The 12674-nt window shown below is 67.3% G+C and carries 10 protein-coding genes; 4 read left to right on the forward strand and 6 right to left on the reverse strand.

Annotation, left to right across the window (positions count from 1 at the left end):
* Nucleotides 1-99: 99 nt before the first annotated feature.
* From QE363_RS12960 to QE363_RS12985, 6 genes are all read right to left on the reverse strand, one after another.
* The gene (locus QE363_RS12960) at nucleotides 100-918 is read right to left on the reverse strand and encodes a serine hydrolase (protein ID WP_307099155.1); all 819 of its coding nucleotides are present in this window, start codon (nucleotides 916-918) and stop codon (nucleotides 100-102) included.
* Nucleotides 919-1092: 174 nt separating this feature from the next.
* On the reverse strand, nucleotides 1093-3276 hold the full coding sequence (locus QE363_RS12965) for a M3 family metallopeptidase (RefSeq protein ID WP_309695853.1): 2184 nt from the start codon (nucleotides 3274-3276) through the stop codon (nucleotides 1093-1095).
* A gap of 422 nt (nucleotides 3277-3698) precedes the next feature.
* Nucleotides 3699-4217, reverse strand: coding sequence for a GNAT family N-acetyltransferase (locus QE363_RS12970; protein ID WP_309695855.1), 519 nt, complete (start codon nucleotides 4215-4217; stop codon nucleotides 3699-3701).
* On the reverse strand, nucleotides 4217-4639 hold the full coding sequence (gene ndk / locus QE363_RS12975; protein ID WP_307099160.1) for a nucleoside-diphosphate kinase: 423 nt from the start codon (nucleotides 4637-4639) through the stop codon (nucleotides 4217-4219). The genes QE363_RS12970 and ndk overlap by 1 nt, the downstream gene beginning before the upstream one ends.
* A gap of 121 nt (nucleotides 4640-4760) precedes the next feature.
* Nucleotides 4761-5201: a DNA polymerase III subunit chi gene (locus QE363_RS12980; RefSeq protein WP_309695859.1), complete on the reverse strand. Its 441-nt coding sequence runs from the start codon at nucleotides 5199-5201 to the stop codon at nucleotides 4761-4763.
* A 17-nt stretch (nucleotides 5202-5218) separates the two neighbouring features.
* Nucleotides 5219-6685: a leucyl aminopeptidase gene (locus tag QE363_RS12985; RefSeq protein WP_309695861.1), complete on the reverse strand. Its 1467-nt coding sequence runs from the start codon at nucleotides 6683-6685 to the stop codon at nucleotides 5219-5221.
* A 174-nt stretch (nucleotides 6686-6859) separates the two neighbouring features.
* Between QE363_RS12985 and QE363_RS12990 the strand changes: the two genes are divergently transcribed.
* From QE363_RS12990 to rsmA, 4 genes are read left to right on the forward strand one after another with little or no spacing between them, the layout of a single operon-like run.
* A complete protein-coding gene (locus QE363_RS12990; RefSeq protein ID WP_405053184.1) occupies nucleotides 6860-9106 on the forward strand; it encodes an LPS-assembly protein LptD in 2247 nt (748 codons plus the stop codon).
* 58 nt (nucleotides 9107-9164) lie between these two features.
* On the forward strand, nucleotides 9165-10547 hold the full coding sequence (locus tag QE363_RS12995; protein WP_307099168.1) for a peptidylprolyl isomerase: 1383 nt from the start codon (nucleotides 9165-9167) through the stop codon (nucleotides 10545-10547).
* A 13-nt stretch (nucleotides 10548-10560) separates the two neighbouring features.
* A complete protein-coding gene (pdxA, locus tag QE363_RS13000) occupies nucleotides 10561-11556 on the forward strand; it encodes a 4-hydroxythreonine-4-phosphate dehydrogenase PdxA (RefSeq protein WP_309695866.1) in 996 nt (331 codons plus the stop codon).
* Between the two features lie 4 nt (nucleotides 11557-11560).
* A complete protein-coding gene (rsmA, locus tag QE363_RS13005) occupies nucleotides 11561-12385 on the forward strand; it encodes a 16S rRNA (adenine(1518)-N(6)/adenine(1519)-N(6))-dimethyltransferase RsmA (protein WP_309695868.1) in 825 nt (274 codons plus the stop codon).
* Nucleotides 12386-12674 lie beyond the last annotated feature (289 nt).

Here is a 12674-nt window from a genome sequence, read left to right on the forward strand (position 1 = left end):
AAAAAGACAAATCCCCGATGGGTTTGTCCAGCCATTTTCCGTATCCGCGCGGCGCTCCACACGCGCCGACCGGAGCGGATCGACCGCCTCCGGCCCGGATTATCGCAGCTTCATGAACGCCGCGACCGCATTGCGAACGCTGTCGGTGAAGCGATCATAGATCATCCGCGACAGCTCGGCGATGACGGGCTGACGATCGCGTCCCCCGCGCGCGAACACGGCGATCGCCACGCGGCGGCCGTCGGGCATGGTGATGAACCCGACATCGTTCGAGATGCCGTCCAGCGTCCCCGTCTTGTCCTCCACCAGCGTTCCGGCGGGCAGCAGCGCCCGGATTCGGCGGGTGCCCGTCCGGCATTGCCGCATCAGGCCGAGCAGGAAGGCACGGCTCTGCGGCGCGAGGACCGAGCCGCTGTCGAGCCGTTTCAGCAGGGTGACCATGGCGACCGGCGTCGCGACGTCCTTGATGTCCGCCAGATGGCCGCGTTCGCGGAGAAGCTGGGCGATCGTCCGGTCGACCCGGATGCCGGTGATGTTCTGGGTCCATAGCCATTGCTGGACCTTGGCAGGGCCGCCGACGGCCGCGAACAGCTGGTCGGCCGCCAGGTTGTCGCTGCGCACGATCATCGCCTCCATCGCCTTCGCGGCGGTGCGGCCGTGGATCATGTCGCCCAGGCTCCGCCGCCCCTGGTCGACCTCGGTCAGATAGGCGGCCGCGATGGCCAGCTTCACCGTGCTCGCCATCGGAAAGGGGATCGTGCCGTTGACGCTGGCGGTATAGCCGTCGCGCAGATCGATCGCGGCGATGCCATATTCCCCCGAACGTCCGGCCAGCAGCGCGTTCATCTCGCGCTGAAGCTCGACCAGTTCGGACGTCGGGGTGACCGCCGATGCCGGGTTCGTGAAACTCGCCGCCATACCCGTCAGAAAAAGACGGAAAAGCAGGGCTACTCGCATCAACCTTCCTCGATCACGGCATGGGATAATGGATCGACGCTACCCGCAAAAACCGGACGCGTCGCGTGGAATATGACGGTCATGAGACCAGGCGATTTTTTCGGGCGGCACACCGTCATGCCGCCCGGCACCGACCTATCCGGCGGTCGTCCCGCTCTGCGCCTGCTCCGGGGTATCGGCGTCCAGGCCCAGGTCCTTGAGCAACGGGCCGACCTGCGGGTCCGCGCCGTTGAAGGCCCGGAACATCGGCGCATAATCCTCGGTATGCCCCTTCGACAGGATCATGTCGCGGAACCGCTGGCCATTGGCGCGGGTCATGCCGCCATGGCGTTCGAACCAGTTGAACGCATTGGCGCTCAGCATCTTGGTCCAGCTATAGGCGTAATAGCCCGCCGAATAGCCGTTCGACCATATGTGGAGGAAGTAGCTGGAGCGATAGCGCGGCGGCACCTCGGCGATGTCCAGCCCGGTCGCGGCCAGCGCCTTGTCCTCAAAGGCGTCGGCATCCTGCCGCCCCTGCGCCGCCGTCAGCGAATGCCAGCTCATGTCCAGCTCGGCCGCGGCCAGCGCCTCGCCGAAGGAATAGCCCGAATTGAAGGTGCTGGCCCGCTTGATCTTGTCGACCAGCGCCTGCGGGATGGGCTTTCCGTCCTTGTAGTTCACCGCATAATGCGACAGCACCTTGGGATCGAGCGCCCAATGCTCGTTGAACTGCGACGGGAACTCCACGAAGTCGCGGGCGGTATTCGTGCCCGATACCGAGGGATAGACCTGGTTCGCGAACAGGCCGTGCAGCGCATGGCCGAATTCGTGGAACATGGTCACGACATCGTCGAAGCTGATCAGGGCGGGCTGACCGGCGGCGGGCTTGGTGAAGTTCGCGACGTTATAGATGACCGGCTTGGTGCCGATCAGCTTCGACTGGTTGACGAAGTTCGACATCCACGCGCCGCCATTCTTGTTGTCGCGCTTCCAATAGTCGAAATACATCAGGCCCAGCATCGCGCCGTTCGCTTCGTCCACCTCATAGACCATCACGTCGGGCTGATAGACGGGAATGTCGGTGCGGCGCTTGAAGGTCAGGCCGTACAGCTCGTGCGCGGCATAGAAGACACCGTCGGTCAGGACCTTGTTGATCTCGAAATAGGGTTTCAGCTCGTCCTGGTTCAGATCATATTTCGCCTTGCGAACCTGTTCCGAATAGAAATCCCAGTCCCAGGGCTTCAGCTCGAAATCGCCGCCGGTCGTCTTGATCCGCGCCTGCAATTCCGCCGCCTCGCGATGCTGCTCGACGGCGACGGGCTTGCCCAGCCGCTGCATGAAGGCGAGCGCGGTCTGCGGGTTCTTGGCCATCTGGTCCTGCAGCACATAATCGGCCCAGGTGGGGAAGCCGAGCAGCTTGGCCTTTTGCGCCCGGAGCAGGGCGATCTGCGCGATCGTGTCGCGGGTATCGTTGGCGTCGCCCTTTTCCGCACGCGTCCAGCTCGCCCGGAACAGCGCCTCGCGCGTGGCGCGATCGGTCAGGCTGGCAAGCTCGGGCTGCTGGGTGGTGTTCTGCAGGGTCAGCACATATTTGCCGGCCAGCCCCCGCGCCTTGGCCGCATCGGCCGCCGCCGCGATCTCCGCCTCGGACAGTCCGGCCAGCTTGGCGCGGTCCTCGACCACCAGCGCACCCGCCTTGGTCGCGGCGAGCAGCTTCTGCTGGAACGCGGTCTCCAGCGTCGACAGTTGCGCGTTATATTGGCTCAGCGTGAGCTTGTCGGCCGGGGACAGCAGCGCGCCCGCGCGCACCATGTTCTGATAGGTGAGCGTCAGCACCTGAAGCTGCTCGGGCGTCAGCCCCAGCGTCCGGCGCTTGTCGTACAGCGTCCGGACGCGGGCGAACAGCGCCGGGTCCAGGTTGATGGCATCCTGATGCGCGGCAAAGGCCGGGGCCAGATCGGCCTCGGTCTTTTGCAGGACGTCGTCGGTATTCGCACCGACCACGCCCTCGAAAGCCAGGCTGGCACGCTCCAGCAACCGGCCCGACCGTTCGAGCGCGGCGATCGTATTGTCGAACGTCGGCGCGCTGCGCGCATTGGCGATCGCCCGCACCTCGGCCCGTTGCTGCGCCATTCCCGCCAGCAGGGCGGGCGCATAGTCGCTGCTCTTGATCCGATCGAAGGGCGGCGCCCCCAGCGGCAGCGTGCTGGCCGCGGCAAAGGGGTTGGACGCGGGCAGAGACGCCGCATGTGCACCGACCGGGGCGGACGCCGGGGTCTGGGCAATCGCGGTGGTCGACATCAGCAGGATCGTGGCAGTCGCGGCGAACAGGCGCATGGGGGCTCCATCAACTAGCGAATGGCCTGTGCCATGCTCCTGCGAAGCCTGCGGATCAAGAGCCGGGGCGGGACGGTCCGCGTGGGCGGAGGGGAGATGCGCGGTGCGCCCGCCTGCCGTTACGCGCGGCCGCCTGCCGATCGTCGCGTCGTCGCCTTAGGGTCGATCGACATTCACGATTGCTTCTTCTTCCCCTCTCCCCTGGAAAGGGGAGAGGGTTAGCGAAGCTTGCCAGCCTGCTGGCTAGCGCAGCTTGGGTGAGGGGTCGAGCGAGCCCAAAGGCTCGCGCGCTCGCTTCGCGAGCGCCCACCCCTCACCCAGCTCCGACTAAGCCTTTGCTCTCGCAAAGACCAAGTCTGCGCAACCCTCTCCCCTCTGCGAGGGGCGAGGGACGGAAAGGCATGGCTGAATGTCGATCCGACCTAGAGGCGGCGGGCATAGACGACATCGTCATAGACGGTGTCGCCGACCCGGAACTGGCGCGTGCCTGCCAGCGTGAAGCCTTCGCGCTCATAGAAGGCGCGGGCATTTTCGTTGATGCCAAGGACACCCAGCAGCATCCGGCATCGCCCGAGTGCGCGGGCATCGTCCAGCGCGCGGGCCATCAGCCTGTGGCCCAGCCCCGAACCGCGCGTCAGCGACAGCGCATAGATGCGGCGGAGTTCGATATCATGCTCGTCGGTCTCGACCGGCAGGTCGGGCGGGACGAGGAGCGTATAGCCGACGGGCGCTGCGCCATCGGGATGCTCGGCCAAGGTGACGACGCAGGCGTCGTCCGCGATCCAGCGATCGAACTTGGCGGGCGAGCTGTTGGTGGTGCAGTGATACACCATGTCGGGACCCGCAATGGTCCCGGCAAAGGTTTCGAGGAAGGTGGCGGCCGCGACGAGCGACAGCGCAGGCGCGTCGCCCGGCCCGGCCCGTCGCAGCCGCCATTCCATCAGCCGACGATTTCTTCCGGCTTGAAGAAATACGCGATCTCGATCGCGGCATTCTCGTCCGAGTCCGAACCATGGACGGTGTTGGCTTCGATCGACTCGGCCAGTTCCTTGCGGATCGTGCCCGGCTCGGCATTGGCGGGGTTGGTCGCGCCCATGATGTCGCGGTTGCGCTGCATGGCGTTCTCGCCCTCGAGCACCTGCACGACGACCGGGCCCGAGATCATGAACTCGACCAGATCGTTGAAGAAGGGACGCTCCTTGTGGACCGCATAGAAGCCCTCGGCCTGCTCGCGGGTCATGTGGATGCGCTTCGAGGCGACGACGCGCAGACCGGCGTCCTCCAGCATCTTGGTGACGGCGCCGGTCAGGTTGCGGCGGGTCGCGTCGGGCTTGATGATCGAAAAGGTACGGTTCGCGGCCATGATGGTCACGCAGCTCCTGAATTAAGGTGTTGGCTGGAAGTGGCGCCGCCCTAGTCGCGGCGCGAAGGCAATGCAATGTCTTATGGCAACAAGCTGGTCCTCGCCGGGACGGGGAGGAATGTTACGCCGCCTGTTCCCAGCGGCCCTGGTCGTTCTGCTTCCAATAGCGCCGCTCGACGCCCTCGCGATCGGCGAGCGCCCGCCAGGCGGTGCGCGCCTCGGCGATCCGGTCGCCGTCGAAGAAGTGGAAGGCGCGGTCGAAGTCCAGCGCCGCGTCGCGCCACACGCCGTCCGCCAGCGCGACATGCCGTGCGCCATTGGCGGGCTGTACCTCGCCCGAAATCAGGATCGGCTGGGCGGCATCGTCGCCCTCCCCCGCCTGGGCATGCGGCAGGAAGCCGTCCGCCGGGACCATCCAGAGCTGCCGATCGAGGGCGGCCCGCTGGTCGGGGTCGCCGCTGACGATCAGCAGCCGCCCGCCCCCCGCCATCACCCGATCGGCGATGACGGGAAGCAGCCGGTCGAGCGGCGCCATGGTCAGATGATAGAAGTCGACCTGCATCGCGCCGCCCTGTGCCCTTACGCCTCGAACCGGTCCGCGACGAACTGGTCCAGCAGGCGCACGCCGTATCCGGTCGCGCCCTTGTCGTGGTTGACGCCCGGCTTGTCCGACCAGACCATGCCGGCGATGTCGAGATGCGCCCAGGCGACGCCCTCGTTGATATAGCGCTTCAGGAACTGCGCCGCCGTGATCGAGCCGCCGCCGCGCGGGCCGACATTCTTCATGTCGGCGATCGGGCTGTCGATCAGCTTGTCATAGGCGTCGGACAGCGGGAAGCGCCACAGCTTCTCGTCGGTGGTCTTGCTCGCCGCGAGCAGCGCATCGGCCAGCCCATCGTCATTGGCGAACAGGCCGCCATGCTCATGGCCCAGGCTGATGATCATCGCGCCGGTCAGCGTGGCGAGGTCGACGATGGTCGAGGGCGAATGAGTCTTCTGGACCCAGGTCAGCGCGTCGCACAGGACCAGTCGGCCTTCCGCGTCGGTGTTGATGACCTCGATCGTCTGGCCCGACATCGACGTGACGACGTCACCGGGGCGCTGCGCATTGCCGTCGGGCATGTTCTCGACCAGGCCCATGACGCCGACGACGTTCGCCTTGGCCTTGCGCGCGGCGATCGCCTTCATCGCGCCCGCGACCGCACCGGCGCCGCCCATGTCCCACTTCATGTCTTCCATGCCTGCGGCGGGCTTGATCGAGATGCCGCCGGTGTCGAAGGTCACGCCCTTCCCGACCAGCGCCAGCGTCTCGGCATCCGCCGCGCCGCCATTCCACTTCAGGACCAGCAGGCGCCCCTCGCGCACCGAACCCTGGCTGACGCCCAGCAGCGCGCCCATGCCCAGGTCGCGCATCTGCGCCTCGTCCAGCACGGTGACTTCCAGGCCCAAACCCTCGACATCGCGCAGCACGCGCTCGACGAAGCTCTCGGGATAGAGCTTGTTCGGCGGCTCCGAGACGAGCGTGCGGGTCAGCTCCAGCCCGCCATTGACCGCGTGGATGCGCGCATAGGCGGCTTCCGCCTCGGCGCCGGCCCCCACGATCGCGATGCGGGTCAGCACCGGCTTGGCGCTTTCGGGCAGCTTGGTGCGGTACACGTCATAGCGCCAGCCGCGCTGCACCGCCGCCCCGGCAAAGCCCGCCACGGCCTCGGCGGCGGACTGGCCGTCCAGCCCGGTCAGGTCGACCGACGCCGACGATGCCGAGGTCAGCAGCTTGGCGGTCAGCGCGCCGCCCGCCTTGCGCCAGTCGGCCGCCGAACCCTCGCCGATGCCGAGCAGGACGACCCGGCGCACCACGCCGTCGACGGTCGCGAAGAACTCGGCGATCGTGCCCGCATCACCCTTGAAACGCGCCGCCTCGATGGCCGCCTTGCCCAGTGCGCCCTGTTCCTCGCCGCCGAATTGCACCGTGTCGACCTTGCCCTTCGCGACGGGAAGGACGATGACATCGCCGGTTTCGACGGCGGAGGTAAACGCGATCTGCATGGGAAACCCCTGATGAACAAGTAACAGCGGCTATCATCTAGGCCTTGGAGCCGATGTGGCAAGCGCGCGATTGCAGCGGGCGGCCGGTGATGCGATAGGCGGGCCATTCGCGGCGTCGCCCTGCCGGGGGGAGGCTTTCATCATCATGTCGGCAAGGACGGACCTGGTATCATCGTGTTGCGATCGACGCTTCTGACCGGCAGCACCCTGCCCCTCGCCCTGTTGGCCGCGCTCGCTGCGACGCCCGCCGCCGCGCAGGATCTGCAGGACCGCCCCGTGGCACCGCCGCCCGCCGACGGCCCCGCGCCCGAGGACCCCAATCAGGTCCGCTTCAGCGCGGCGCAGCTGGAATATGACATCGACGCCGATATCGTGACGGCGACCGGCGATGTCCGCATGATCCGCGACGGCGAACGCCTGCGCGCCGACAAGGTGACGTGGAACCGCAAGAGCGGCAAGGTGCTGGCCACCGGCAATATCGCGATCACCAACCCCGAAGGCGACATCGCCTATGGCGACCAGATCGAGCTGACCGACTCGATGAAGGACGGGGTGGTCGACAACATGCTGGTCGTGCTCGAACAGGGCGGGCGCCTGGCGGCGGATCGCGGCACCCGCCAGACCGACGGCACCGTCAATCTCGAACATGCCGCCTATACGCCCTGCGCAGTCGAGACGTCCGAGGGCTGCCCCAAGGAGCCGTCGTGGAAGATCACGGCGGTCCGCGTCACCTATCGCCCGGACCGCGAGCGCGTCTATTTCAACGGCGCGCGGCTGAACCTGTTCGGCCTGCCCACCATCCCATTGCCGCGCCTGTCCGCGCCGGTAGGATCGGGCGGCGACAGCGGCTTCCTGACCCCCGACATCCGGCTCGACCGGGTCAACGGGATCGAGATCGCCGCGCCCTATTACTGGAAGCTCGCGCCCAACAAGGGGCTGACCGTCACGCCGCACGTCTTCACCGCCGTGCTGCCGATGATGGAGGCGGAATATGAGGCGCTGAACACGCTGGGCGCGTTCCGCCTGACCGGCTATGCCACCGCCAGCCGCCGCAGCGACGACCTGAACACCCTCAACCCGACCGACACGACCCAGGCGTTTCGCGGCTATCTCGACGGGATCGGCCGGTACCAGTTTTCCCCCGAATGGAGCCTGTCGGGCTCGCTGCGGGTGACGACCGACCGCACCTTCCTGCGCCGTTACGATATTTCGCGCGACGACCGGCTGCGCACCACGGCCAGCCTGGAGCGGATCGACGCCGACAGCTATTTCGCGATCAACGGCTGGTACGTGCAGACGCTGCGCGTCAACGACCCGCAGGGGCAACAGGCGATCGCCCTGCCCGAGATCGACTATCGCCACCGCTTCAACGACGGCCTGCTGGGCGGCAAGTTCGAGATGCAGCTCAACACGCTGGCGATCAGCCGGACGGCGGGCCAGGACACGCAGCGCGCCTTTGCCAGCCTGCGCTGGGACCTGCGCCGCCTGACCAACTGGGGCCAGGAGGTGACGTTCACCGCCTATGCGCGCGGCGACGCCTATAATTCCAGCAACATCGCGACCACGCCGCTGGTCTATCAGGGGCTGGACGGGTTCCAGGGGCGCGCGATCGGGGCGCTGGCGGTCGATGTCAAATGGCCCTTCGTGGGCGAGCTGTGGGGCGGCAGCCAGCGTTTCACCCCGCGCGTCCAGATCGTCGCCAGCCCGCCGATCCGCAATCTCGGCATCCCCAACGAGGATGCCCGCGCGGTCGATCTGGAGGATTCCAACCTCTTCGCGCTCAACCGCTTCCCCGGCTATGATCGGTTCGAGGATTCGACGCGCATCACTTACGGCGCGCAATGGGCGCTCACCCTGCCCGGCTTCACCCTCGACACGCTGGTGGGACAGAGCTTTCGCCTGAACGACCGCCAGACCATCCTCTATCCGGGCACCGGCCTGTCCGATCGCTGGTCGGACATTGTGGGGCGGACCGAGCTGCGCTTCCGCGACTTCGTCTCGCTGACCCACCGGTTCCGGCTGGACAAGGACAGTTTCGCGGTTCGCCGCAACGAGCTCGACGCGACGATCGGATCGCGCGCCACCTATTTCCAGGCGGGCTATCTGCGCCTGAACCGGCATATCTTCCCCTCGATCGAAGATTTGCAGGACCGCGAGGAAGTGCGGCTGGCAGGGCGCGTGCAATTCGCCCGCTTCTGGTCGGCCTTTGGTTCGACGGTCATCGACCTGACCGACCGGTCGGAGGATTCTCTGTCGGTTGCCAATGGCTTCGATCCGATTCGTCACCGGCTGGGCGTGCAATATGAGGATGATTGCCTTCGCCTCGGCTTCACCTGGCGGCGCGATTATGTGAACACCGGCGATGCGCGGGCGGGCAACAGCTTTCTGTTGACGCTGGCCTTCACCAATCTCGGTCGCTAAGCCGACATTCAGCATGGTTGACCCATACCCCCGCGGTTACGCGCCGAGAGCTGGCGCGATGAGGATCACAGACACGGTGAAGCACGACATTCGTTCCAAGGCCCGCTTCCTTCGCATCGGGGGCACGCTGATGCTCGCCGCCGTCGCTGCGGGCGCGCTGGCGCAGACGGTTCCGGATCAGGCCGTGCCCGACACGGGCGGGCTCAACATCCCCTCGAATCTTCAGCTGTTCGGCAAGCTGGACCCCAATATCCGCAAGCCGACCGCGATCGTGAACGACACGGTGCTGACCGGCACCGACCTCGACCAGCGCATGGCGCTGGCACTCGCGCTGAACAACGTCACCAACCTGTCGGCGGAGGACCGCGACCGGCTGCGCATGCAGATCCTGCGCCAGCTGATCGACGAGACGTTGCAAATCCAGGAGGCGAAGACCGCCGACATCACGGTCACGCCCGACGAGATCAACCAGGCCTATGCCCGCTTCTCGCAGCAGTTCGGCAAGACGCCCAGCCAGATGAACGCGTTCCTGCGCCAGGTCGGCTCGTCGGAAAAGTCGATGCGTCGCCAGATCGAGGGCGAGCTGGCCTGGAGCCGCTATCTTCGCCGCAAGGTCGAGCCGACCGTCAATGTCGGCGACGAAGAGGTGAACGCGATCCGCGCCCGCCTGGAAGCCGCCAAGGGCACCGAGGAATATAACCTCAAGGAAATCTTCCTGTCCGCCAACGAGGCGACCGCGCAGCAGGTCTTCGCCAATGCGCGGCAGATCATCGCCGAGATCCAGAAGGGGCAGCAGCCCTTCGAATATTTCGCGCGCAGCTTCTCCGAGGCGTCGACCCGCGCGGTGAACGGCGATCTGGGCTGGGTCCGTTCTGCGCAGCTGCCGCCCGAACTGCAGGCGGCGGTGGGCCAGATGCAGGTCGGCCAGGTCGCCGGGCCGATCCAGATCCCCGGCGGCTTCTCGATCCTGTATCTGACCGACAAGCGGCAGGTGCTGACCGCCGATCCGCGCGATTCGCGGCTGTCGCTCAAGCAGCTGACCGTCAAGTTCCCGGCGGGCACCACCCAGGCGCAGGCGAGCGCCCGCGCGGCGGAGTTCGCCAAGGCGACCCAGGCGATCCGCGGCTGCGGCGACGTGCAGCGCGTGGCGACCCAGCTGAAGGCCGAGGTGGTCGACAACGACCAGGTGACGATCCGCCAGCTGCCCGCGCCGCTCCAGGAAATCCTGCTGAAGCTCCAGATCGGCCAGGCGACCCCGCCCTTCGGCTCGCCGGAGCAGGGCGTCCGCTCGCTGGTGCTGTGCGACCGCGAAGAGCCGCGCTCGGGCAATCTGCCCACCAACGACCAGTTGCAGAACCAGCTGGAGCAGCAGCGCGTCAACCTGCGCGCCAACCAGAAGATGCGCGACCTTCGCCGCGACGCGGTGATCGAATATCGGTGATGGGAGCGACGGCATGATCCGGCCTCTGGCGATTTCGATGGGCGACCCGGCCGGTATCGGTCCGGAGATCATCGCCAAGGCCTGGGCCGCGCGCGACGCGGCCGGGTTGCCCCCCTTCGTCGCGGTCGGCGATGCGCGCGCGATCGAGCGGGTCTGGGACGGGCCGACCCGGCGCGTCACCGACATGGCGGCGGCAGTCGCGGCGTTCGATACGGCGCTGCCCATCCTGTCGGTCGACGATGCGGGCGAGATCCATCCGGGCCGTCCGGATGTCGAGGGCGCACGCTGCGCGCTCCATGCGCTGGAGCTGGCGGTCGGCCTCGTCCGCTCGGATGCCGCCGGCGCGCTGGTGACCGGGCCGGTCAGCAAGGCGCAACTCTACGATATCGGCTTCACCCATCCGGGGCAGACCGAGTTCGTCGCCGAGCGTTGCGGCGTGGCGGGTGCCAATGCCGTCATGATGCTGGCGGGGCCGTCGCTGCGCGTGGTGCCGATCACCACCCATGTGCCGCTCGCGGCGGTATCGGGGCTGTTGTCGGTCGAGCTGATCGTCGCCAAGGGCCGCGCCACCGCGCGCGGGCTGTGCCGCAATTTCGGCATCACCGCCCCCCGCCTGGCCTTTGCCGGGCTGAACCCGCATGCGGGCGAAGGCGGCGCGATCGGGCGCGAGGAGATCGAGCTGATCGAACCCGCCATCGCGCAGCTGCGGGCCGAGGGGATCGACGCGACCGGTCCCTTCGCCGCCGACACGCTGTTCCACCCCCGCGCGCGCACCGCCTATGACGCGGTGCTGTGCTGCTATCACGATCAGGCGCTGGTGCCGCTCAAGACGCTGCATTTCGACGAGGGGGTCAACATCACGCTGGGACTGCCGATCGTGCGGACCTCGCCCGACCACGGCACCGCTTTCGGCATTGCCGGGCAGGATCAGGCGCATCCCGGCGCGATGATCGCCGCGATCGCCATGGCGGGCGATGCCGCGCGGCGCCGGGCCGAGGCCGCGGCCTGACCGCATGACCCCGATCACGCCCCTGCCGCCGTTGCGCGAGGTCATCGCGCGCCATGGCCTGTCCGCCGCCAAGTCGCTCGGCCAGAATTTCCTGTTCGATGGCCAGCTGCTTGCGCGGATCGCCGCGATCCCCGGCGACCTGACCGACCAGGAGGTGCTGGAGATCGGCCCCGGCCCCGGCGGCCTGACCCGTGCGCTCCTGATGGCGGGCGCGCGCGTCACCGCGATCGAGCGCGACCGTCGCTGCATCCCCGCGCTCGCCGAACTGTCCGAGGCCTTTCCCGACCGGCTGAAGGTCATCGAGGGCGACGCGCTGCGCATCAACGCGCCCGAGCTGTTCGAGAGCAAGCCGCACATCGTCTCGAACCTGCCCTATAATGTCGGCACGCCGTTGCTGGTCGGGTGGCTGTCGGGGGCATGGCTTCCCTGGTGGCAGTCCTGCACGCTGATGTTCCAGAAGGAAGTGGCAGAGCGGATCGTCGCCGGTCCCGACCAGTCGGCCTATGGGCGCCTGGCCGTCCTGACCCAGTGGCGCAGCGATTCGCGGATCGCGATGCCGGTCCATCGATCCGCCTTCACCCCGCCGCCCAAGGTCATGTCGGCGGTCGTCCACATCACCCCGAAAGAGGCGCCCGAGGGGGTCAGCTTCCGCACGCTCGAACGGCTGACCGCCGCCGCCTTCGGCCAGCGTCGCAAGATGCTGCGCCAGAGCCTGAAGCCGGTGGCGGGCGCAACCGAAGCGATGGAGGCGGTAGGCATCGACCCGGCCCGCCGCGCCGAGACGCTGTCCGTGGCCGAATTCGTCGCCCTGGCCCGCGCGCTCGGGTGAAGGACTAGATTGGATCGACATTCATCATGTCGTTCCTTCCCTCCCCCCTCGCAGAGGGGAGAGGTTTGCGCAGACTTGGTCTTTGCGACAGCAAAGGCTTAGTCGGAGCTGGGTGAGGGGTGGGCGCTCGCGAAGCGAGCGCGCGAGCCTTTGGGCTCGCTCAACCCCTCACCCAAGCTGCGCTAGCCAGCGAGCTGGCAAGCTTCGCTAACCCTCTCACCTGTCCAGGGGAGAGGAGAAGAAGACGCAATCGTGAATGTCTCCCCCCTAATCCTCCCCTGTAAGGGGG

Origin of the sequence: Sphingomonas sp. SORGH_AS_0870, assembly GCF_031453175.1 — a bacterium.
Classification (GTDB): Bacteria; Pseudomonadota; Alphaproteobacteria; order Sphingomonadales; family Sphingomonadaceae; genus Sphingomonas.

What these genes read in the sequence shown, in the direction of transcription:
- QE363_RS12960 (WP_307099155.1), bottom strand. Translation starts at nt 918, where the DNA reads ATGGCGGCGAGTTTCACGAACCCGGCATCGGCGGTCACCCCGACGTCC.
- QE363_RS12965 (WP_309695853.1), bottom strand. Translation starts at nt 3,276, where the DNA reads ATGCGCCTGTTCGCCGCGACTGCCACGATCCTGCTGATGTCGACCACC.
- QE363_RS12970 (WP_309695855.1), bottom strand. Translation starts at nt 4,217, where the DNA reads ATGGAATGGCGGCTGCGACGGGCCGGGCCGGGCGACGCGCCTGCGCTG.
- ndk (WP_307099160.1), bottom strand. Translation starts at nt 4,639, where the DNA reads ATGGCCGCGAACCGTACCTTTTCGATCATCAAGCCCGACGCGACCCGC.
- QE363_RS12980 (WP_309695859.1), bottom strand. Translation starts at nt 5,201, where the DNA reads ATGCAGGTCGACTTCTATCATCTGACCATGGCGCCGCTCGACCGGCTG.
- QE363_RS12985 (WP_309695861.1), bottom strand. Translation starts at nt 6,685, where the DNA reads ATGCAGATCGCGTTTACCTCCGCCGTCGAAACCGGCGATGTCATCGTC.
- QE363_RS12995 (WP_307099168.1), top strand. Translation starts at nt 9,165, where the DNA reads ATGAGGATCACAGACACGGTGAAGCACGACATTCGTTCCAAGGCCCGC.
- pdxA (WP_309695866.1), top strand. Translation starts at nt 10,561, where the DNA reads ATGATCCGGCCTCTGGCGATTTCGATGGGCGACCCGGCCGGTATCGGT.
- rsmA (WP_309695868.1), top strand. Translation starts at nt 11,561, where the DNA reads ATGACCCCGATCACGCCCCTGCCGCCGTTGCGCGAGGTCATCGCGCGC.